We start from the raw sequence: 22,162 nt of genomic DNA, 5'->3' as shown, positions 1-22,162 counted from the left end.
ACTTAGATATAATTTCATTATGAGCTCTATAATATACTCCATTATTGCTATTTATATCTTTATCATTATGGGTTACATCTCTAAAATAAGTTTTAAAGAAAAAATAGATGATAAAACAATAACTATTTTAAATGTTTATTTTCTACAGGTTTTTTTAACTTTCTGGGGACTTTTGGTTCGTCCTGTAGATATCACTCTGCTCTATGCACCATCTGTTTACCTGGCAATTGTAGTTGTAGTAATATTGATATCTGCAATACTTGCAAAGTTTTTGTTTGAGAATAAAAAAGAGTACTCAATAGCTACAGTTGCAGCGATCATAGGAAATACTGGGAATCTTGGAATTCCACTAAACATAGCGATCTTTGGTGAGGAGTCTATTCCCTACACAACAGTTGTAAATTTGGTAAATGTTTTTGTTGTTTATACTATGGGGGTTTATTACTATTCACGCGGAACTTATGATGCAAAAACCTCACTTTTAAATATAGTAAAGCTCCCTATACTTTGGGCTGCAATAATTGCAATACTGCTAAGTGTCAACAACTATCAGCCAAGCGAAGTTGTAATGAACATGCTTATGATGGGTGCTTATGCTTCTATGACAATGCAGCTGTTTTTGTTTGGAATATATCTTTACGGAACAAAGATCAAACTAATAAGCAAACGCCTAGTGCTTTGGGTTATGAGTTTTAAATTTCTCATACTTCCTATTGTCACTTTTATAGTCCTTAGCTTTGTTGATCTAGATCCAATGATCAAAGGCATTATTTTTATGGAACTGCTTATGCCTTTAGCTATTGCAAACGTAAACCTTGCTTCACTTTATGACTGTCAGCCACGCATTGTTACGGCACTTGTATTTATATCTTCTATAGCATTTTTGGGAATCATATTTATAGGTGTAGAAGTGCTAAAATGGTTTTAAAACTTTTACTATTTATTGCTACCATTTTCTTTTTAGGATGCTCGGAGAATTCCATCAGCAGAGTGTATGATAAACGCATACTGGATAAGGACATAGAGTGTATGAGGCTTTTGGTTTTTCCACCAAATAAAAATATAGAAAATTCACTCAATGACCTTTATGTTTTTGATCAAAACTGTGAAGTTGACTTGATAGTATCTTACAAAAACTCTATAACATGTAATTCAAACCAAAATGTAGACAAAAAAGCTTACGGTATGCCAAGCAGTTACATAAGATATGAGATAAAAAAAGAAAACAAACTTTACTACAGCTACTATATTGATCTTGATGATGATATAACTAAAAAAGATATTAAAGCGGGTTTTGATAAAATGCTGGATGAATTAAATTTCGCAAAGAGAGAGTAGATGAAGCAACTTGCCATCATAGGTCCTACAGCATCTGGTAAAAGTGATCTTGCCATAAAGATCGCAAAAAAAATCGATGCATATATACTATCTATAGACTCACTCAGCATCTACAAAGAGATAGATATAGTTTCAGCTAAACCTAGCCGTGAAGAACTCTCTGAAGTTAAACATTTTGGCATAGATGAGATATACCCTAATGAACACTTTTCTGTTGATATTTTTATAAAACTTTATCATGATGTAGTTGCCAAATGTAAAGAAGACGGCAAAAACCTTGTTATAGTAGGCGGAACATCTTTTTACTTAAAATCTCTACTGCAAGGCTTATCACCTGTTCCTGAACTTAGTTTAGAAGGTAAAAAAAACGTTAACAGAGCTATGATAGATCTGGAAAGTACATACAACTTTTTAAAACTTCAAGATCCCGAGTATATGAAAAACATATCTGCAAATGACAGCTACCGTATAGAAAAAGCACTGATTATATATGAAGCTTCTAAAACAATTCCAAGTAAATGGTTTGAGCAAAATCCTCCAAAACCGATCATTAAAGATCTTATAATTTTCAACATAGATGTAGAGCGTGATGTTTTAAGACAAAGAATTCAAAAACGCACCTCTAAAATGTTAGATATGGGTCTAATTGATGAAGTGGCATATTTAGAGCAAAAATATACTAGAGAGCCAAACTCTATGGGAGCTATAGGAATAGTTGAAGTACTTGATTATTTAGATGGAAAGATAGATAAAAAAGAGATGTTAGAGCTTATCTCAATCCACACGGCACAACTTGCAAAACGACAACAAACTTTTAATAAAAATCAGTTTGAAGGTCTAATAAGTGCACCGCTTGAAGAGTTAGAAGAGATTATATTGTCAGATCTTCATAACAACTAGGACGTCTATCTCGTAAAAGCCCCCAGTAGATACGCTGTTTTTTATTCTCTTCTAGATCGTACTCAGCGTAAATGATCTCCTCTTTATCACGGCTTGCTTCAGCTATTTTTTTACCAGTGTAATCAGTCATAAAAGATGAACCGTAAAATGTCAGAGAACAACTCTCACCATCCTCTACACCAATTCGGTTTGCTGCAACTACAGGCACAGTGTTACAAGCTGAGTGACCCATCTGTACACGCTGCCAATGATCTTTAGAATCAACTCCAATCTCAGGTTCACTTCCGATCGCAGTAGGGTAAAAAATTATCTCAGCACCTTTAATAGCCAGTGCACGTGCTGTCTCACTAAACCACTGATCCCAACAGATCCCTACACCTATACGACCAAACTTTGTATCCCATACTTTAAATCCAGTATCTCCAGGTTTAAAGTAAAACTTCTCTTCATATCCAGGACCGTCAGGTATATGAGTTTTACGGTAGTTATCGCCTATAGTTCCATCTGCATTTACTACAACTAAAGAGTTGAAATACTCAACCTCATCATATTTATTTTTTGCTTTTTCAAAATAAGAAACCAATATAACCACATTAAGTTCATCTGCAAGCAGTGCAAAACGCTCTATCAGTTTATTATTTTGAAGTGGTTTAGCCCACTCAAAATACTTTTTGTCCATGTCTTTACAAAAGTATAAGCCCTCAAACAACTCAGGCAGCAAGATAATGTTTGCTCCATTAGAAGCAGCTTCTCTAACAAAAGATTCAGCTTTATTTACATTTGCCTCTTTATCTTCCCCCATTGCCATCTGAAGTGCCGCTACTTTTACCATGACTTAGCCTCTTGCTGTAACTTCTAAAAGGTGAAAACCAAATTGTGTCTGTATAGGTCCTTGAAGTTCACCTACATCACCACCGCGAAATACAGCCTCATCAAATTCAGGTACCATTTGACCAGGAGAAAATCTACCTAAAGCTCCGCCGTTTCTACCAGATGGGCATTCTGATTTTTGTGCTGCTATATCTGCAAAGTCTGCTCCAGCTTCGATCTCTGCTTTTAGAGCATTACACTCTTCCTCTGTCGGTACTAATATATGTCTTGCTTCTGCATATGCCATAATAAATCTTCCTTAATTTTATTTCATAAAATAGTTTTTACAAATGCAATTTTACAATAATTTATTTTATGCCTAATAAATAAAGTATAATTTCTAAAAAGAGTTTACATGTTTGTTCTAAAAACTACTATTATTTTATCCGTATTGGCACTTTTAGCTTTTTTCGTACTTCAAATCTCTTGGCTTAATTTTACATCTTCTGCATCTAAAGATCTTTTCACTAATGCATCAAATGAAAAAAAACTTGTTAATTTTGAAGAGTTAAATACTCTTCCTAAACCTGTACAAAAATATTTTCATCTTGTTTTAAAAGACAAATCTGCGATTATCAACAGAGCTTACGTATCACAGGTTGGAGAGTTTAGAATGGATGAGAATTCTGAGAAGTTTTCAAAAACAGAAGCTCAGCAGTTTTTTTCTACAAAGCCAAAAGGATTTACATGGCATGCGAAAATATCCATAGATGCAGGTATATATGTAAATGTGTTTGACTCGTACATAGATTCAAAAGCTGGTATAAAAGCCAAGTTTTTATCTGTCTATACTGTAGTTGATCAATTCGAAAAAAAAGAGTTAAATGAAGCTGCCCTGCAAAGATATTTGGCTGAGGCTATATGGTACCCCACAGCTCTTCTTCCGAGTCAAGGAGTGAAATGGACAAGCATAGATGCAAACACTGCAAAAGCTACTATAACTGATGGAGATACTACTACCTCATTAGAATTTAGTTTTAATGAAAAAGGCGAGATAAGCTCAATATATTCACCTAATCGATTTAGAGGTGTGGATGATCATTACATAGCTACACCTTGGAGTTGCAAAGTATCAAACTATGTTCAAAAAGATCATTACCTGATCCCACAATACGGTGAAGTTTCATGGCTTATAAACAATAAAGAGTTCACTTACTATAAATTAAACATACAAGATGTTCAATACAACTAAAATTTAATTACTTCTATATGTAAAAACCCAGGCAAAAAAAGTAAGAAGCATATATAATCCACCTATATAATAGATCTGTTCTATATCTGTTGATGATTCATAAAAAAGTATAGCTAATGTACCAGATATAAGACCAAAAACTGATATGAGGGTTACAATAAGCGATGAGTTTGTAACACTTCGAATTTTAAAATTTGCATATGCCATAAGCAGTGAGACAAGCAAAAACGTCACACTCCCAAACTCAAGTATAACAACCAAATTACCGCTAAGAATCAAACAAAATGTAAGTAAAGCCATTGTCACAATTGAGTATACCGGAATATTGTTTTCTCTTTTTGTTAAAAATTTTGGAAAATATCCATCGTTTGCTATTACAGACATCAATCTTGAAGCTCCAAAAAGTGTCCCGCTAATCGCAGAACTTGTAGCTAAAAGCGCACCAATGATCACAAGCTCAGCTCCTATATTTCCAAGAACTTCACCTGCACCTGAAGCCAGAGCGTATTCCTGATTTTGTATGATATTCTCAAACGGTATAGCCATAATAGCACCTATTGCAATAACTGCATAAACCAAAGTTGTAATCACTATTGAGCTGTAGATTGCCCTAGGTATATTTAGTCTTGGATTTTCCATCTCATTTACCGCATTTATAACGAGCTGAAACCCCTCATAAGCAACAAAAGTCAGTGACGCTACGATAAGGACAGATGATATTTGCATATCTTCATGGTTTTGTATAATAGTGGGGATAGTAGTGTTTGAGTTGTTTATAAGAACAAATGAGATTATTATTAAAATCACCAGTTTCGTATAAACCATAATATCTTCTATTTTTCCCATCCCCTTAACACTCCAAACATTAACAAGTGTAAAGAGCAGTATTATAAATCCTGCGACCGCTTTTCTGGCTATTTCACTGTTTGCAAATTCAAATCCGCTGATCGCGTAAGACGCAAAAGTATATGAGTACAGAGCAAGCGTACTTATATAACCAAATGTCACCCACCACCCAACTACTGATGCTGCAAATTTTGATTTTGGAAATGTTTTTTTATAAAAAGAGTAAGTAGCACCCTCATCCCTGTAATACAGGGCGAGTTTCACATATGAATAAGCTGCAAGCAGAGCAAGCACTCCACCTACTATAAAAGCTATCGGTGTGTATACGCCGATCATAGAGACAGATATCCCTAAAACAGAGAATATCCCGCCACCAATCATACCGCCTAGTGCTATGGCAATAAGCTCAGGTAAGCCTAAAGATTTATTTCGTTTTCTATGAATATTTGGCATTGTCAATCCATTACAATTCTAATAAAACAGTATCTCGCCTTGTCTGTTCAAACTTTCTGCATCCGCTCTCAAAAGCTGCACTCTCACCTATTATTATACATCTGTGTTTAGCTCTTGTAATAGCCGTATATATAAGCTTAGTGTTGTGCATAATAAAATGAGAAAAACTCATAGGCATCACAACTATATCGTACTCCATCCCTTGTACTTTATGGATAGTAAGTGCATATGATAACATAAGATAGTTTTTTAACTCATCATATTCGTAAACTACAACCACATCTTCATTTGGATAAAACACGAACACCTGTTCTTCATCCTCATCTATCTTAAATAAAAGTCCGCTCATACCGTTAAAAATACGCCTTTGTGCCGAATCTTCATTCTCTTTAAAAGCGTCACCGCTCCACGAGGTCATATTTTCATTTTTAGTGTGAACTACTTTGTCCATCAAACGAAATTCTAATTCACCTCGTTTTACACACTTTTTAGGATTAGGGTTAAAATACTCTTGCAAAACTTTATTTAAGTTCGTAGTTCCTAAACTACCGCCCTTCATAGGTGTGATCACTTGAAAATAGTTTAGATACTCTTTGATCTCTTTGTTTTTAAGTCTGTATCTTGCTTTTTCAAGCGAAGCGACTACAAGATGTAGCATATGGTTTATAATATTTTGTGAGTTTTGTTCACGAAGATCACTTAGTTGGTTTTGAGAGAGCTGATTTTTTAGAGCATAATAATTTGGCATACTTATATCTACAAACTCAAAGTCATCATATTTAGCACGATACTGAGGAACTATACCCTGACGAATATCATTGGCTATCAAAGTTATGGCTTGATCTTCACTTTGTCGATAGATCCTTGTAAGCTTAACTATAGGTGTAATGTTAAGCGTTAACATATCGCTAAGCACATTTCCAGCACCTATAGGTGGAAGCTGTGCATCATCACCTACTATTATTAAAATTGCATCACGGTGAATTTTTGCAAGAAGCCTTGCAAAAAGTGAAGAGTTGATCATAGAAGCTTCATCGATCAGCATAACTGAGAATGGAAAATCATCTCTGTCTTCAAACTTGACCAAAAGTGATTGGATAGTAGCAGATTCATAACCTGTCGTATCTGCAATTCTCTGAGATGCTATACCGCTTAGTGCACACGTCATGATCTCTTTTTCATTGTACTTTGTATTTAAAAGTTTTAAAAGAGTCTTTGACGTAGTTGATTTACCAGTTCCTGCATAACCGACAAGGAACAAGATATTTGCACCATCATTTATAGTCTTTACAGCTTCTAGCTGCTGATCACCCAGTTTTAGTTCACTATCTTCCAAAAAAGCATCTAAATTTTTAACTAAAACATCGTTTTTCTTTTTTGCACGACGAGTGAACTCATCATACAGATATTTTTCGGAATCATAAAGTCTTGCAGGTGAGACCCTACCGTTTTTCATAAGAACTATGCTTTGTTCAGCCACGCGCTCTACCAATATAGCTTCATACAGATTTACATCCGAAAAACCAAGCAGTTCATTTAGTCCATTAAATAATATATCTTTAGCTATACATGAATTACCCTGAGATTCACAATAGTCCAAAAGTACATAATCCATAGCAGAACTAAGACGATTTTCATCAGATTCTTTTACACCCATCTTCAGTGCCAATTCATCTGCACGCTTAAAGCCGATCCCTTGTATAGAAGTTAAAATATATGGATTGTTTTTTATTTTAGAACATGGTTCTTCCACATCTTTAAGTGCCGAAGCTATAGTCGTTAAAAGTGCAGGAGAAACATCATATGGGCTTAAAAATTCACCCAGTTCACGCATGGAGCGAAACTTTTTCCACGAAGTTTGAATCTTTTTAAGTCTTTTTTCTTTTATGCCGTTAAACTCTAAAAGTCTTTCAATATCGTTGTCAAGTATATCTACAAGTCCCTCTTGTCCAAAATGCTCAATTAATTCTGCAGATAATTTTTTAGTAAAACCTTTTACGATCTTATTTAAAAAGAAAAAGAGCTGATTTTGGTTTACTTTGATTGAGTCAAACTTAAATGTTTTACCGTATTTTTTATGTTCATGCCACTCTCCGCTAAGTGTAACGGCAGACTTTTTTATATGGCTAACATCACTCTCAAAATAGGTGCCAGATATCTTCTCTCCACTCTTTAAAACAGCTATAAAAAAACCATCATCACTTTCAAAAAGTATTCGTTCTATCTGACCTATAAGAGTTTGCGACAAGTTACCTGCTTTAATTTGGATTTTTAAAGTTCAAAATCTATCATAAACTTACTTAAAACGGTTATAATAACAAAACATATAGAATGGGAAACAACAGAATGGACACTATTAAAGATTCGGCACACCTAGACCTGGAGCAGTTGGCACAAAGACGTGCTGAAGTTTATCTAACTGAGCAATTTAAGAAACTAATTGCTCATGCGGAAAAAGAGGTTAAGCAAATTGAACCGGACGAACTTGATCTAAGTGATTTAAACATACTTCTTTTAGATGTAAGAGAACCTGAAGAGTTTGCAAGCGGATATTTGAGAAAAGAAAACCACATGACTATTCCTAGAGGAAAACTTGAGTTTGTAGCTATAAAAAAGATATTTGAAAAATATGGTCATGATGTACCTATTGTAACTTACTGTTTCAAAGGTCCACGGGGACTTTTAGCAGCAGAGCAGCTTAAAAAAATGGGGTTTACAAATGTAAAAAATATAAGAAACGGTTTAGTTAACTGGCTTGATAGTGGAAGGACACTTAATAGTTATTTTGGTGAAATTACTTTAGTTAAAAAATAGTTTTATTTTTTATACATAATCTGTTTAATATATGTTTTAAACTTTTCTATTAGAGATAATTCACTGTAACCAAATTGGATAGTTTTATCTTTTAGAACTTTATAATCTATTTTTTTAGAGCTGAGATGATATGTTATTTTGAAAAATTCAGGTTCAATGAAGTGGGTAGAAAACTTACCCTCATAAAAAAGAGTTTTGTTTTTCTTGTCATACTTATAATACATTAAGTCAAGTGAATCAACTATTTTTTCCATCGCTAAACCTATCTATCAAAATATTACAAAACATTATAATATAATTTTTTAAAAGTAGATAGTTTTTAGTGACAATCTAGGAAATTAAATAATTATTTCTTATATATTAACCTTTGACTCTTTTTAGTCTTTCTTCCTCTTGAGCCTTATATAGTTCGGCACAACCTTTTGAAAGTTCACGAATTTTCAGTATGTAGTTTTGACGCTCAGTTTGAGAGATTGCTTTTCTTGCATCTAAAACGTTAAAAGTATTTGATGCCATCATACATAGATCATATGCAGGCAGAGGAAGACCAGCTTCAAGAGTTTTTAAACACTCTTCGCTTTTTGCGTTAAACTCTGCAAAAAGCATATCAGTGTCTGCTACTTCAAAGTTATATTTAGAGAATTCTATTTCACTCTCTTTATGCACATCTTTATATAGAGTCTTACCGTGTTCGTTCTCATTCCAAACAATGTCAAAAACAGAGTCAACTCCCTGAAGATACATAGCTAAACGCTCAGTTCCATAAGTGATCTCAACTGCAACTGGATTACACTCAACACCACCTACTTGTTGGAAGTAAGTAAACTGAGTAACTTCCATACCGTTTAACCATACTTCCCAACCAAGACCCCATGCACCAAGTGTAGGAGACTCCCAGTTATCTTCAACAAAACGGATATCGTGTTTACTTACATCAAGACCTAAATACTCTAATGATTTTAGATAAAGCTCTTGAATATTATCCGGTGATGGTTTTATAAGTGCCTGAAACTGATAGTACGATCCAAGTCTATTTGGGTTCTCTCCGTAACGCCCATCAGTAGGACGGCGAGAAGGTGCTACATAAGCCGTAGCCCAAGGAGTTGAGTCTAGTGAGCGTAAAAACGTAGCCGGGTGAAATGTCCCCGCACCCGCTGGAATATCGTAAGGCTGAACAATATTACAACCCTCTTTCATCCAAAACTCTTGAAGTTTTAATAGCATCTCACTAAAAGTTATCATCTTATCTCTCTCAAATAATTTTTTGGAATTTTACACTATTCCCACTTAAAACGCTCTGTTTCCATATCCCAATCAACATATTCTTTAAATGAATTATAGTAGATCTTAGCGTTTTTATTCCCTAGGTGTTGGTGAATTATATACCACTCTACAGCAGCTTCTTTTGGATTATTTGCATATATTACAATATTTTTTGCTCTATCTATACCTAAACCATCTTTGTAAAATTCATCTAATTCATTTTGGCTGCGCAGAGTTTTATCTCTTGAAAATTTATATGCATAGTAAGAGTTTTTAGCACCTAAAATATGTCCTATATACTTATCATCTTCATCTTCAGATATTCCATAATATAATTGAGGATATCTGGCATCTATAAAAAAAGTATCTTGATTCTCTTTTATATAACTAAAATCTACTGATAAGTTATTATCATATAAGCTAATAAAACCATCTTCTATTTCAGGTTCTTTTGTTGTAGTAAACAGATCATATTCAAATACCCATGCCATATATCCACCATCAAGTATTGTTACATTTTCAAAACCTTTAGATATTAAAACATATGCTAAAAATGCTGCATTTTCTATATCTGTATTATTACTTCTACCATAGATTACTATAGTTGAACTATTATTTATACCCATATCTCTAAAAAGATCCTGCATGTCTTCATTATCAATTAAAGGGGTGTATAATTCATCTTTTAGCAGTACATCTACATCTAAACTTTGTGCACCTATAATATGACTCTTTTCATAGCTGTCACTAACATCTATTAAAACTAATTCTTTATCATCTAAAATACCTTTTAAAGTTTGTGCACTTATAAAAGGATCATATGCATAAATATTCAGAGCTGTTAAAATTAAAAAAAATATTTTCTTCATGTCACACTTTAAAAGTTTGTAGTATCACGAAACTGAGCTATCTCAGATTCTACCATCTCATCTATCATTTTTGTAAAAAGCTCACTAATAAGGTTTGGAGACACATCTAACTCAATAGCTTTTGCACGTACACGCTGCTTTACCTCTTCTATTCTATCATCAGCTTTAACTTCATCAATAGAGTTTTTAAATTTTGCAGCTTGGTGAATATAACGATTTCTTTTAGCTATAAGTTCAACTATTTCATCATCTATTTTATCGATCTCTTCTCTAACCTCTGCTAACGTTTTACACTCTTTCATATTCGTATCCTTTGTTTAAAGTAATATTAACTAAATATAGATAAAAATTTGTTAACAATTCTGTAACAATCTTTATATATAATTTTTATATCGATTCTCCATGTATGGTCTTTACTGACTCAAAAGACTGTACCGCACTTAAGATTCCAAAATTTTTATTTTTTTATCAATTTTTTGTATCTTCAGTGTGTCTTCCACTTTAGTTTTCATAACTTTCAACCAATACACAACAGTTTTTTTATAACCATAAAATGATACTTCTTCAAGCAATTTTTCTATATCTTCAACCGACATATTACTTTTAACGATATTTGCGGCAATTAATTTTGATGTAATGGTTTGAATATCAAACATCTCTTTGACAGCTTGTTTATAGTCTTTATTTATATACGAATATGCAAAACTTTTGTATGTATCCGGTAAATTCTCTATATCATCGTATGTTAGTTTATTTACTATTAGAAGATAATAACTATGCATAGTTTGATCATCTACCAAACTCTCCAGCTCTTTAAACTCAGTACAACTGTCTTCTATACCTACAGAGTTATTTATAGCGCATTTGCCTAAATATATTCTAGCTAGTTGGTCCAGATTAGAACTTTTCTTCGCATGTCCTACTGCTCTTTTTAAATCACTATCTGCCAAAGAATTGTTTGAAGAGAGAAAATTTTTTTTATATGATTCGTAAGCATTTACTGATTTGTATTGCCACTCGTTAGGAGGTGTTTTAAATGAACATGCGCTAAAAAACATAATAAAAAATATAGCACTAAATTTTATCATGGTAATTTTACCTCAAAGTTTTTTTCATCAACTAAAATTGCATCAACCTTATCCATTAATTCATTTGATTTTTGCAGACCTGAGCTAATTTGTGTTTTTATATCTTCTAGTTCAGTATCAAAAGATCCTACAGCTTTGACAGTTCCATCCAGATCTTTTAATTTTTGATTTACGTCTTTTAGTATCTTGTCTAATTCGCCAACGGCAGATGATGCAGGACTTACAATATCTTTATCTAAATTTTTTGTAATCTTTTTTATATCATCCATCATAACGGCAAGACTTTGCAGTATCTTTTGAAAATCTTTACTTGTCTGTTCAGAACCTGTTAATGATGTAAGCAGCGAATCATTCGAAGATAGTTTTTTTGTTATTTTATCTACATTAGTTACAATACTTATAACCTTGTCTATAAGTGGATGCAGTTTATCTACCATGTCGTTTATATCGTCATTCATGATCAACATCAACTCTCCACCATCTTCGAGTAAAGGGTTGTCAAAAGCAGAGTAAAGCTCTATATGTGAAGCTCCGATTAGCGGTTTTTTAATGATCAGTACCGAATCTTTAGTTATCCATTTTTTATTTTCTTCAGGTACGGAAAACTCCATCTTTACACTTCCGTTTGAGCGAAGTTTCATCAAATCTATTACACCAATATTAAAACCGGAAAATTTTAGCGGCATACCGACATGGAAAGACTCTGCTGATGCGGTATTAAAGTGGAAAGTGTAGCGTTTGTTGAACGTACCCTTCTCATCCATAACCATATATAAAAATGATGTTATAGTTACCAAAAGTACTAAAACAAAAATACCGACAATAATTTTTATCTTATCGTATTGCAAGTACTCCCCTTGTATCTATGCTCATTAGAATTTAGATCTAAAATCATTATATTTTTTTCAGAATTATATTTTAGCAGATTATTTATAATCTCATCCATATTTACAACTGATTGAAGTATTACAAACGGTGTAGAAATGTAAATATTTTGAGCATCGCTAAAAAGAGCTCGTATAAACTTTACATAAAAAATCTCAACCTCAGTGCAGTTGTTTACCCTTTTATTTCCAAGATCTTCATAGGATATTAGTTTTAAATACTCACGTGCCAGTTTTTGGGCATCTTCTACACTCATAAACTCTTGTACCTCTTTTATTAGAGATATATTTTCCGTCATATTAAGATTAGATATAAGCGGAAAATCTTTTGATATAACAGCATAATCAGAACTGCTTTTTATATATTTATCCAACTCCTTATACGTAGGAAAAAGTTTTAAATCCATTGAATTAGTAATGATAACACCTCTACAAAAAAGATAGCTATAAAAAGCTTCATCATCCCATTAAGAACAGAGATTGGAATCGCGGTATACCCGTGAGCAGTTTTTAAACCGCTATAAATCGGAATCATCATGATAACAAAACCAAAAGACATCGCCTTTAGTATTAACACTGCCAGATCTTCAAAATCTATAGCACTTATAAGTATCGATTTATATGTATGAAAATCCATATTCATATAAAAAAGGGTAAAAAGATAACCGCCTAAAAGCATAATAATAGCAAAAAGAGTTGATAGAGCAGTCACACTGACTACACCGCTTATAATTCTTGGTAAAAACAGATAATCTATAAAATCTATTTTGAACGCTCTTAGGCTATCTATCTCTTTATTTACTTTCATAACTGCGATCTCGGTATTAATGGCAGTAGATGACCGAAGTGCAATAAGAAGTGTTGTAAAAAACGGTGAGAACTCTTTAATGGCAAATGTAACCAGTATTTCACCTATGTCATCTTCAAGACCGTAAAGTGTGGCAAAGTATATAATTATTCCGATGAATATAGTACCAAACAAGATAGCCATAAATGAAAATATTGGCAAAATTCCAATAGATGTAAAATATATCTGTTTTACCAAAACGACACGCATTGCTGGATTGTAGCTTTTTGGATTAATCATGTGGATTAAACATATACCGATAAATACAATAGCCTCATAAAATGAGAAAAATATCTTTATTGTTTTATCACCTATGCTTTGCAAAAATCCAAACAAGAATTACACCCTTTTTATAAATTAAACCTCTGTTTATATAGCTCTTCAATTGAATCTATATTATCTTCATAAGATATCAAATCACCAAATTCAATCTCAATAACTCTATGCTCGCTAGAATCTCTAATAGCATCTTTAAGTGTTTGATCTGCACGACCGCGTATAAAAGCAGGAAGCATATCTATTTTGTTCATTTTTGCTATCTTTTCAGCCCCGCCTTTGAACTCTCCAAGCACGTCATCAGTCTGATTTCTCGTACCTTCTGGAAATATGTACACACTATCACCTGATTTAACTACTTTTCTTATGTCTTTGAAAAAACCGCTCATCTGAGATGACTCTCTATCTAACAAAATAGTACCTGCATTTCTTACGAACATACCAAAAAAGAAAGAGTTATACAATTCTTTCTTAGCTATCCAATGACCATATATATTACTGTTTTGGGTAGCTATTTCTACAATTGAAGGGTCTATAATTGTGCGATGATTTGATAATAAAAGGTATTGTCCATCTTTTGGAATTTTGTCTTCATTTATAACTTTTATCTCTATATTTAGTTTTGATAATAATCTGTTTGAATACTCAGTTCTTAACTTTTTTTTATCCTGTACGTCTGAAACTTTTGTTAATTTATATCCATATATATTTGTTAAGTATGTCGCATAAATAGCCATTTTAAGCTGGTTAAATGTCATCAATTTACCTTTAGATAGATGCCGGTATCTTTGACTTCAATTATACCATCATCTTGTAATTTAGTTAAACTCTTTTTAAAAGATTTTTTACTCATGGAAAAAACATCGCTTATTAGGTCTGCATCACTTTTATAGTTATAAGGCATAAGCCCGCCGTTATCTTTTAAAAGTTGTAAAACTTGATCAGCATCACTGCTTTTTTTCTTATTTCCACTTGGTTGAAGTGAGATATCTAAGTTACCGTCTTTTCTTACAGTCTTGATATAAGCTTTTGTTTCATCACCTATATCAATTTTTTGAAAAACTTCATTTTTATAAATCAAACCTTCATATTTATCTTCAACTATACACTTAAAACCAAGCGGTGTTTTGGCAATAATAATTATCTTAACCTCTTGATGCGGTTTTAATCCCTTTGGTTTGTGAATAAAAAAATCTTGTGTTTTTTCACTTCCGACAAGTCTGTGTGTGCGTTCATCGTAAACAACTTTTAAAAAGCGTTTTTGACCTATTTTAAATGGTGATTTTTGCAGTTTGTTTGGAACTAGAAGATCTTTTGGCAAGCCCCAGTTCACGAATGCACCGAATTTTGCCACATCCACAACTTCAAAAAAGCCAAATTCATCTAACTTAGCTTTTGGTGTTAGTGTTGTTGCTATTAATCTATCTTCTGAGTCAGTATATAAAAATACATCTATAAGAGATCCTACTTCCATATCCTCAGTTACATAAGCTTTTGGAAGCAGTACATCTTTTTCATCTTCAGATATTAAAAAAAGTCCATGAGGTGTTTCTCTATCAATTAGAAGCGTATTTATTACGCCTAATTCCAGGTGTTTATTTTGTTGCATAAGTAATTCCGTCGTTTTTAGTTATGCAATTGTACCTTTTCTAATATATAAAAAATGTTAATTTAAAATCTAATATTTAAACCAAGGTATATCTTTGAGTTTTCCATAGTGTCTTGTTTAAGAGTACTATAGTGCTCGTAATAATCCTTTAATTTGTAATACATCTTCTCTGTAGAAGAGTATTTAAAAAAATAGCTAAAAGAGTTACTTAAATCTCCTGAAACTCCAATATCTATACCGATATTTGAAAGATCGAAATCTTTAAAATTCATCTTCATATCTTGAAGTTTATTGTTTAGATAAACAAACGGTTCAAAATGCTTATTGACTTCGTACGAATACCCTAATCCATTTTTTGGGACTTGTACAGACTCATTTTCATGGGCCATGTAGTGTGTATTGGCCTCTAGAGAAATTAAAGCAACGAGTAGAATAAACAAAATACTTTTCATAACAGATCCTTTGAAATCAAGTATATGTTTGCATACTACTAAAAGCTAGGGGGAAAATATAATAATGCGAGAACATTATCAGCAACCTGGCGATCTCATTAAAACCTGAGACCCATGGCTTTCCGTCCTTACTTCACAGTAAGTTTGGCAATCATCAACTATCATTGTAGTTATATTTACATAAAAATAAAGTTAAGTGTTTAGATTAGATTTAGTACAAGAAGAATTGAAGCTTAAGTAAGTTTACAGACGATATCTCCTATCTCTTTAGAAAGTGAAGATGCAACAACACTACATTTTACTTTTAATAAAAAACAAATATTTTTACGATGTGACGGGCTCATACACTCGTAATTTCCCATACCCTTACTGATAATTAGATCAGCACTGTCAAATAACTCTTTGGCTTCATCTGTAGCTCTTGCATATGTAAAACCTGGAGTATTTACCCCAGAATTTACTAAATTACATATTTGATCAAATCCGGCCTCTTTAGCCTCTTTTATTGTTACATCATTGATTATTGGATTTCCACGAACCATATATGTAAGCTTAATATTTGGATACAACTCTTTTAAAGTCTCTACAAACATATAATCAAAGATATGCTCGCCTACATTATCACCTAAAACAACTACTTTTTTCGCAACAGATAGTTGATCTTTGAATCTATCAAAATCATTATAAGCAAACTCAGTATGAAAAATCTTTTCAAGTTCTTCTTCCAAGTCAAACTCTACTTCAGCAGCTAAGTCTATTACATTTCCAGCTACTGCAATTTTTGTAGCAGTTAAAAGTTTTTCACTTGAATTTTGGAGTTTTTCTTTAACTATCGGTACAAAAGAGAGTGCTTTTTTAGTCGAATGTTCCTTAACCTCATCGTAAAGGTCTTCTTTATTCGCTATCTCAGCCATCTTTTCATAAACATCAGCCGCAATTTTTGGAGGAGTATCTGAATATGAAAAACTTTTGCTCATATCTTCTACTGTAGATACTAGTTTGTTTGAGAGTGTCTCATCTGCATCTATCGCTTTTGAGACTTTTACACTTTGGTTGACAATGCATCCTATGCATTCATTTGCTATATTCATAAACTACTTTTAATTAACTTGTATGATCATCAATTGCTTTGTTCCACATTAATTTGTATTTACGTCTCATAAATTCAACTTCTTGTTGTGAAAGTTTTAACTGCTCTTGAAGAGTATGGATAGTTTTTCTATCTTCATCATAAAGCTCTTGCAGGCTAGCTAGTGCTTCTTTTAGAAACTCATTTTCAGCTTTTACGGCTTGTAGAGTTTCATCTTTTGAATCAAGGACTTTTTCATGAAGGTTAATGATAGTACCTATTGTTTTTTCAACAAATTCTGGTTGTACTAACATCTCATGAGTGTTACGCTCAGAGAGCTCTTGCAGTTTTGCTGGAACGACTACTTCTTGTGCACCTTTAGAGGGGTCAATATATCTAACACCGTCTTCAACTTTTATGCTTAGTTTTCCACGATCACACAGATCATCTATAGCTTCCATCTCTAAGCCTGTCAGCTCCATATATTCTTTGTCACTCATCCACTTCATGAATAATATTCCCCCGTTGTATTTACGCCTCTATGATTGTTTCAATCTCCATAGAATCTGTTTCAACTTTTTTAGCTTTAGCAATTCTATCTTCTTTTAATTTTACCGCTAACTCTTCATTATTAAGTGCTAACATTTGCATTGCTAAAAATGCTGAATTGATTGCACCGGCTTTTCCTATTGCTACTGTAGCAACTGGCATTCCAGCAGGCATTTGAACAGTTGAAAGTAGTGCATCTATACCGCTTAATGCAGATGCGCTCATTGGTACACCAATAATAGGTTTAACAGTTTTAGAAGATAAAACACCTGCTAAGTGTGCAGCCATACCGGCAGCAGCAATAAATACCTGTGCACCTTTAGCTTCAGCAGTTTTAATATATTCAGCTGTTCTCTCAGGTGAACGGTGAGCAGAAGAGATAATCATCTCATAGTTTACTCCAAATGCCTCTAATGTGTCTGAACAAGACTTCATTACCTCATAATCACTTTTTGAACCCATTACTATTGAAACGAATTTCATATATATACCCTTATTAAATTTTTGTGAAATTATACAGAATTAAATCTTTACCCGTCTTGATTTATTTTAGTTATTAATTCTTTTAATGTATCTTCAGCTTTATCATTATCTATCTGACAAGTCCCTGCTGCTGAATGTCCGCCACCACCATAAGAGAGCATCAGCTCACCTACATTTGTGTTGGATGTTTTATTAAGTATAGATTTACCTGTAGCAAAAACAGTATTTTGCCCTTTAAAGCCCATAATTACATGTATAGAAATATTTTGTTCAGGAAAAAGCGCATAGATCATGAAACGGTTACCAGGATAAATTATTTCCTCTTTTCTTAAGTCAAGTACTACTAAATTCCCGTATACAGTTGAACAACGATTTAACTGTTCTTTAAAATCATCTGCATACATCTCATAAAGATCTATTCTCTCTTTGACATCCGGAAGTTTCATAATATCGTCAATACCGTGATCGTGACAATAGTCTATTAAGTCCATCATCAACTGATAATTTGATATTCTAAAATCTCTAAATCTGCCTAATCCTGTACGAGAATCCATTAAAAATGAAAGAAGATCCCATCCTTGAGGGTTTAAAATGTCTTCTTTTGAAAATTGAGCGGCATCGGCTTTATCAACCGCTAACATCATATCTTCTCTGATTATTGAGAGGTCATTGTCTTTTACATAATAGTCATATACTACACGTGCTGCCGATGGAGCATCAGCAATAATTATATGATTGTCTGCTTTTTCATTACGCAGTGTTTCACTTTCATGATGATCAAATACTAAGTGAGCCTGTGGCACATAGGGAAGATTTGTGATAATATCATTTTCAGTAATTGTGATTGTACCGTCTTGCATGTCTTTTGGATGCACAAACGTTATCTCATCAATCATTTCAAGCTGTTTTAAAATAACGGCACATACAAGTCCGTCCATATCACTTCTAGTAACTAAACGAAATTTTTTACTCATAATCTACCCCTTGAATTGGTTTTAAAAGTAATTATATCAGTTTTTAGGATATGTCCCCATATCAGGATGTGACGGTATTCTCAAAAAGGTAAATTTTGGCATTTTAGTCGGAAGCTCTATCGGGTTTACATTTCCGCTATGAACAGACTCCCAGATTTTTCCGTTTTGAGCTTTTAGTTGTTTTAACTTTAAATAAACTCTGCCATCACGCTCATAAGTAGTTCCAATATCGTTATCAACATAATCTATTTTAGAATCTAATGGCATATGAACTTCAAGCTCATCTCCTGGGTATGTTTTATATTTACATAAAAAGTGTGTCCCCTCTTCATTTACCTGACCACTTACCTGATGAGTACCAAGCTGCATAGTAAAATCAAGACTTTGAGTATCATTTTTCTCAAAAGGACGGGATACTAAATAAGCATCTGTATAACCACGGTTTTGCAGAGATTCTAGTTCATACTGGTACTTATCATTATCAAGTTTGCCTGCATAATAGTCATCAATAGCCATGCGATAAGCCTTGGCAGTAGTAGCTGCATAGTAAGCTGTTTTTGTACGACCCTCTATCTTTAGTGAGTCAACTACACCACTGTCTAATATCTCTTGCATATGTGAAGCTAAGTTTAGATCCTTCGCGTTCATTATATATGTCCCTACACCCTCTTCCTCTTCAAGTTTAAAAAGTGTTCCTGTTTCAGGGTTTGCAGCGTACATTTCATATGGGAAACGACAATCATTAGCACAACTTCCACGGTTTGGTACACGACCGCTTTGAAGTGTAGATATCAGACATCTACCAGAGTATGCAAAACACATAGAACCATGAACAAATACTTCAAGCTCCAGTTCTGGCAGCTCTTTTTTTATCTCTTTTAGATCTTTAAGAGATATCTCACGTGCTGTTATTATACGAGTAGCACCCATATCTGCATATACTTTAGCATCAAGTACATTCATAACGTTTGCCTGAGTCGAGAGATGCAAAGGCATATCAGGTAATAGTTCATGACACAGCTTTAGAACACCGGGAGTTGCAACTATGATAGCATCCGGATTCAAAGCGCCAATAGCAACTATATGTTTTTTCAAAAGATTTAGTTGTGAATTGAAAGGGAAACCGTTTATAGTTGCATATACTTTTTTGCCTCGCTCATGGGCATACTTTATCCCTAAAGCAAAATCCTCCATAGTAAACTCTTTACCACTACGGATACGAAGTGAGAAGTGGCTAACTCCCCCATATACTGCATCTGCACCATAATCAAATGCAATTTTTAATTTTTCTAGCGTCCCCGCAGGAGACAGTAACTCAACTTTACTCATATATTATTATTTTCCAAACTGCTCAAGTAGAGCTTCGATATCATCCGTAGACGCAACATCGTTATGCGTATCACCCACAATATGTTGAGCCGAAGACACACGTTTATCATCATCTACTTTACTCTCAAATAGAGTATTCATATATTTTGAGAGTGCACGCATAACATTTATTACACGCTCGATTTTTTGACGGTGGATATCTTGATACTGCATAATATCCATAACATTCATAATGTCGTCACCACTGTTTTGAAGCATCTCTAAAGTTATATTTGCGTCTTCTAATGCCGACTCATTTTTAGATAATTGCGTTTTAAAAGCTTCGACTTCAGGAAATTTTGCACTTAAAGTTGTAAAAAGCTCTATATTTGAGTTAATAACTTCTAGAGTATTATTAACATTTTCCTCTTTTTCCATCAACTCATTTGATATATTTTCAATGATATCAAAGATCTGAGTCGCTTTCTCTTCACTCTCTTTTGTAACATCATCAAGTTGATGAACCATTTTATTTTCATCTGTTGCGGGAAGAGGCCAATGATGAGATGTTTTTTCACTATATCCATCAGGAATATCTTCTTCCATTTTAGCAGACTCAACCTCTTCAATAATCTCTTCAGCTATATCTGCACTTGACTCTTCTTCAACACTCTCATCTAAAGCATCAAGGTCTACGTCTCCACCCATCAATGCATCTAATTCTTCTTGAGTCATAAAACTTTTCCCTAAATTAATTTAATTAACACTATAATAACATAAAAAGTATAAATAAAGAGTAATTCTTATGATAGTAGATCTACATAACCATACAAGCCTTTGTAACCATGCTGAGGGAACTATAGAGGAATATATTGAAAAAGCTATAGATAACAAAACTAAATATTTTGGGTTTTCAGATCACGCCCCTATGGACTTCGATCCAAAGTATAGAATGAGTTTTTCACAAATGAAAACTTATGAAAAAAATGTTTTGGATGCAAAAGAAAAATATAAAGATAAAATAGAGATTCTTTTAGCTTATGAGGTAGATTATTTAGATGGTTATATGGATAAAAGAGTACTCGATGTTGATGTTGATTACTTAATAGGGAGTGTGCATTTTATTGATAAATGGGGCTTTGACAATCCTGAGTTTATAGGTAAATATGAAGAGATGGATATAGACGAGATCTGGGAAAAATATTTTAACTCCATTGAAGATATGGCTAGATCAAAACTTTTTGATGTAGTTGGACATATTGACCTTATAAAAGTATTTAAATTTTTACCGAAAAAACCCATATTAGAGATTGCAAAAAATGCGCTCCACGCAATAAAAGAAGCCGATATGGTTGTAGAGTTAAATGCTGCTGGATTTAGAAAACCTATCGCAGAAGCATATCCGTCAATGGAAATTCTAGAGTATATGTATAAGTTAGATATACCAATCACTTTTGCATCAGATGCACACTCTCCTGAACAAGTCGGATTTAGTTCTGATAAGCTTATTGAGATGGCAAAAAGTGTAGGATATAAAGAATGTGCTGTCTTTAAAAATAGAAAAAGACAGCTTTTAGAGTTTTAACTTTTTGTGTTTACAAGCCACATTGAGAATGTATCTAGATAATCCCAGAAAGACTGGATATATTCCTCTGTAATGCCTTCATCAACCAAAGCTTCTAAAAGTGGTTTATATAAACCAAGCCAAGTTTTTCTACCATGTTCATCTATACGAAACGGTGCATGACGTCCAACCATTCTAGGCTCACCCCTAGTTTGTTCAAAATATCTTGGACCACCGCAAATTTGAATTAAAAAATCAAAAGCGTGTTTTTTAGCTTCTGCAAAATCTTCTTCATCAAATACAGGAAACAAAAATGCTATATCACTAGTCTCGATCGCAGTATAATGATCATAAACCAGTTTTTTAAATCTCTCTTCACCAACTTCGTGTAAAAAACCAGGATGCGGTTTTGTTACAGGTGGTCTAACACCAAATTCACCCTCTGAAATTTTTAAATCCATTTCAAACCTTCTGTTAATTTGGCTTATTATACATACTAAAACTTTAAGGGAAA

Annotated in this window: 28 protein-coding genes and 1 riboswitch; of the genes, 6 read left to right on the top strand and 22 right to left on the bottom strand. The window is 33.3% G+C overall.

Annotation, left to right across the window (positions count from 1 at the left end):
* The first annotated feature begins 19 nt into the window (after positions 1 to 19).
* From ABZA65_RS05765 to miaA, 3 genes are all read left to right on the top strand, one after another.
* The gene (locus ABZA65_RS05765) at positions 20 to 928 is read left to right on the top strand and encodes an AEC family transporter (RefSeq protein WP_373071588.1); all 909 of its coding nucleotides are present in this window, start codon (positions 20 to 22) and stop codon (positions 926 to 928) included.
* Positions 929 to 1,029: 101 nt separating this feature from the next.
* On the top strand, positions 1,030 to 1,338 hold the full coding sequence (locus ABZA65_RS05760; protein WP_373071586.1) for a hypothetical protein: 309 nt from the start codon (positions 1,030 to 1,032) through the stop codon (positions 1,336 to 1,338).
* Positions 1,339 to 2,238 carry a tRNA (adenosine(37)-N6)-dimethylallyltransferase MiaA gene (gene miaA, locus ABZA65_RS05755; protein ID WP_373071584.1) on the top strand — a complete coding sequence of 300 codons (900 nt, stop codon included), beginning with the start codon at positions 1,339 to 1,341 and terminating at the stop codon, positions 2,236 to 2,238.
* On the opposite strand, the gene aguB is transcribed toward miaA, so the two are convergent.
* A complete protein-coding gene (gene aguB, locus ABZA65_RS05750) occupies positions 2,210 to 3,070 on the bottom strand; it encodes an N-carbamoylputrescine amidase (RefSeq protein WP_373071582.1) in 861 nt (286 codons plus the stop codon). The two genes, miaA and aguB, sit on opposite strands and share 29 nt — an antisense overlap.
* Positions 3,071 to 3,073: 3 nt before the next feature.
* Positions 3,074 to 3,355, bottom strand: a complete 282-nt coding sequence (locus ABZA65_RS05745) for a peptidylprolyl isomerase (RefSeq protein WP_373071580.1) — start codon at positions 3,353 to 3,355, stop codon at positions 3,074 to 3,076.
* Between the two features lie 108 nt (positions 3,356 to 3,463).
* Here ABZA65_RS05745 and ABZA65_RS05740 point away from each other — a divergent pair, with 108 nt between their 5' ends.
* Positions 3,464 to 4,300 (top strand): DUF6544 family protein, encoded by an 837-nt coding sequence (locus tag ABZA65_RS05740; protein ID WP_373071578.1) that lies wholly within the window; start codon positions 3,464 to 3,466, stop codon positions 4,298 to 4,300.
* 3 nt (positions 4,301 to 4,303) lie between these two features.
* Here the strand turns inward: ABZA65_RS05740 and ABZA65_RS05735 are convergent, their stop codons facing one another.
* Positions 4,304 to 5,599, bottom strand: coding sequence for an APC family permease (locus ABZA65_RS05735; RefSeq protein ID WP_373071576.1), 1,296 nt, complete (start codon positions 5,597 to 5,599; stop codon positions 4,304 to 4,306).
* A gap of 10 nt (positions 5,600 to 5,609) precedes the next feature.
* Positions 5,610 to 7,847 (bottom strand): AAA family ATPase, encoded by a 2,238-nt coding sequence (locus ABZA65_RS05730; RefSeq protein WP_373071574.1) that lies wholly within the window; start codon positions 7,845 to 7,847, stop codon positions 5,610 to 5,612.
* A gap of 98 nt (positions 7,848 to 7,945) precedes the next feature.
* Here ABZA65_RS05730 and ABZA65_RS05725 point away from each other — a divergent pair, with 98 nt between their 5' ends.
* Entirely contained in the window at positions 7,946 to 8,413 is a 468-nt protein-coding gene (locus ABZA65_RS05725) for a rhodanese-like domain-containing protein (protein ID WP_373071572.1), read from the top strand.
* 2 nt (positions 8,414 to 8,415) lie between these two features.
* Here ABZA65_RS05725 and ABZA65_RS05720 read toward each other — a convergent pair whose 3' ends face one another.
* From ABZA65_RS05720 to ABZA65_RS05640, 17 genes are all read right to left on the bottom strand, one after another.
* A complete protein-coding gene (locus ABZA65_RS05720; protein WP_373071570.1) occupies positions 8,416 to 8,667 on the bottom strand; it encodes a hypothetical protein in 252 nt (83 codons plus the stop codon).
* A gap of 106 nt (positions 8,668 to 8,773) precedes the next feature.
* Positions 8,774 to 9,655 (bottom strand): glycine--tRNA ligase subunit alpha, encoded by an 882-nt coding sequence (glyQ, locus tag ABZA65_RS05715; RefSeq protein WP_373071568.1) that lies wholly within the window; start codon positions 9,653 to 9,655, stop codon positions 8,774 to 8,776.
* 35 nt (positions 9,656 to 9,690) lie between these two features.
* The gene (locus ABZA65_RS05710; RefSeq protein ID WP_373071566.1) at positions 9,691 to 10,545 is read right to left on the bottom strand and encodes a sulfurtransferase; all 855 of its coding nucleotides are present in this window, start codon (positions 10,543 to 10,545) and stop codon (positions 9,691 to 9,693) included.
* Positions 10,546 to 10,553: 8 nt separating this feature from the next.
* Positions 10,554 to 10,847, bottom strand: a complete 294-nt coding sequence (locus tag ABZA65_RS05705) for a chorismate mutase (protein WP_373071565.1) — start codon at positions 10,845 to 10,847, stop codon at positions 10,554 to 10,556.
* A gap of 138 nt (positions 10,848 to 10,985) precedes the next feature.
* On the bottom strand, positions 10,986 to 11,633 hold the full coding sequence (locus ABZA65_RS05700) for a hypothetical protein (RefSeq protein ID WP_373071563.1): 648 nt from the start codon (positions 11,631 to 11,633) through the stop codon (positions 10,986 to 10,988).
* A complete protein-coding gene (locus ABZA65_RS05695; RefSeq protein ID WP_373071561.1) occupies positions 11,630 to 12,481 on the bottom strand; it encodes an MlaD family protein in 852 nt (283 codons plus the stop codon). The genes ABZA65_RS05700 and ABZA65_RS05695 overlap by 4 nt, the downstream gene beginning before the upstream one ends.
* Positions 12,463 to 12,891: a hypothetical protein gene (locus tag ABZA65_RS05690; protein WP_373071559.1), complete on the bottom strand. Its 429-nt coding sequence runs from the start codon at positions 12,889 to 12,891 to the stop codon at positions 12,463 to 12,465. Before ABZA65_RS05690 ends, ABZA65_RS05695 begins: the two co-directional genes overlap by 19 nt.
* A 23-nt stretch (positions 12,892 to 12,914) precedes the next feature.
* Complete coding sequence (locus ABZA65_RS05685) at positions 12,915 to 13,700, bottom strand: MlaE family ABC transporter permease (RefSeq protein WP_373071557.1); 786 nt, start codon at positions 13,698 to 13,700, stop codon at positions 12,915 to 12,917.
* A 14-nt stretch (positions 13,701 to 13,714) separates the two neighbouring features.
* On the bottom strand, positions 13,715 to 14,398 hold the full coding sequence (locus tag ABZA65_RS05680; RefSeq protein ID WP_373071555.1) for a lysophospholipid acyltransferase family protein: 684 nt from the start codon (positions 14,396 to 14,398) through the stop codon (positions 13,715 to 13,717).
* Positions 14,398 to 15,249: a S1 RNA-binding domain-containing protein gene (locus ABZA65_RS05675; RefSeq protein ID WP_373071553.1), complete on the bottom strand. Its 852-nt coding sequence runs from the start codon at positions 15,247 to 15,249 to the stop codon at positions 14,398 to 14,400. The genes ABZA65_RS05680 and ABZA65_RS05675 overlap by 1 nt, the downstream gene beginning before the upstream one ends.
* 62 nt (positions 15,250 to 15,311) lie before the next feature.
* On the bottom strand, positions 15,312 to 15,701 hold the full coding sequence (locus ABZA65_RS05670) for a hypothetical protein (protein WP_373071551.1): 390 nt from the start codon (positions 15,699 to 15,701) through the stop codon (positions 15,312 to 15,314).
* 77 nt (positions 15,702 to 15,778) lie between these two features.
* Positions 15,779 to 15,860, bottom strand: a riboswitch (cyclic di-GMP riboswitch).
* Positions 15,861 to 15,934: 74 nt separating this feature from the next.
* The gene (locus tag ABZA65_RS05665) at positions 15,935 to 16,792 is read right to left on the bottom strand and encodes a DUF89 domain-containing protein (protein ID WP_373071549.1); all 858 of its coding nucleotides are present in this window, start codon (positions 16,790 to 16,792) and stop codon (positions 15,935 to 15,937) included.
* 13 nt (positions 16,793 to 16,805) lie between these two features.
* Positions 16,806 to 17,279, bottom strand: coding sequence for a DUF3972 domain-containing protein (locus tag ABZA65_RS05660; protein WP_373071547.1), 474 nt, complete (start codon positions 17,277 to 17,279; stop codon positions 16,806 to 16,808).
* 22 nt (positions 17,280 to 17,301) lie between these two features.
* Positions 17,302 to 17,802 (bottom strand): 5-(carboxyamino)imidazole ribonucleotide mutase, encoded by a 501-nt coding sequence (purE, locus tag ABZA65_RS05655; RefSeq protein ID WP_373071545.1) that lies wholly within the window; start codon positions 17,800 to 17,802, stop codon positions 17,302 to 17,304.
* 47 nt (positions 17,803 to 17,849) lie between these two features.
* The gene (locus ABZA65_RS05650) at positions 17,850 to 18,776 is read right to left on the bottom strand and encodes an exopolyphosphatase (protein WP_373071543.1); all 927 of its coding nucleotides are present in this window, start codon (positions 18,774 to 18,776) and stop codon (positions 17,850 to 17,852) included.
* A 36-nt stretch (positions 18,777 to 18,812) separates the two neighbouring features.
* Positions 18,813 to 20,105, bottom strand: coding sequence for a peptidase U32 family protein (locus tag ABZA65_RS05645; protein ID WP_373071541.1), 1,293 nt, complete (start codon positions 20,103 to 20,105; stop codon positions 18,813 to 18,815).
* A gap of 6 nt (positions 20,106 to 20,111) precedes the next feature.
* The gene (locus ABZA65_RS05640) at positions 20,112 to 20,819 is read right to left on the bottom strand and encodes a chemotaxis protein (protein ID WP_373071539.1); all 708 of its coding nucleotides are present in this window, start codon (positions 20,817 to 20,819) and stop codon (positions 20,112 to 20,114) included.
* A gap of 70 nt (positions 20,820 to 20,889) precedes the next feature.
* On the opposite strand from ABZA65_RS05640, the gene ABZA65_RS05635 reads away from it, so the two are divergent.
* Positions 20,890 to 21,669, top strand: coding sequence for a histidinol-phosphatase (locus ABZA65_RS05635; protein ID WP_373071537.1), 780 nt, complete (start codon positions 20,890 to 20,892; stop codon positions 21,667 to 21,669).
* On the opposite strand, the gene ABZA65_RS05630 is transcribed toward ABZA65_RS05635, so the two are convergent.
* Positions 21,666 to 22,109 carry a globin gene (locus tag ABZA65_RS05630; RefSeq protein WP_373071536.1) on the bottom strand — a complete coding sequence of 148 codons (444 nt, stop codon included), beginning with the start codon at positions 22,107 to 22,109 and terminating at the stop codon, positions 21,666 to 21,668. The genes ABZA65_RS05635 and ABZA65_RS05630 overlap by 4 nt on opposite strands.
* Positions 22,110 to 22,162: the final 53 nt, after the last annotated feature.

The organism is Sulfurimonas sp. (genome assembly GCF_041583195.1).
In the GTDB taxonomy this organism is placed as follows: Bacteria; Campylobacterota; Campylobacteria; order Campylobacterales; family Sulfurimonadaceae; genus Sulfurimonas.
This window is presented reverse-complemented; position numbering and strand designations above follow the sequence as displayed.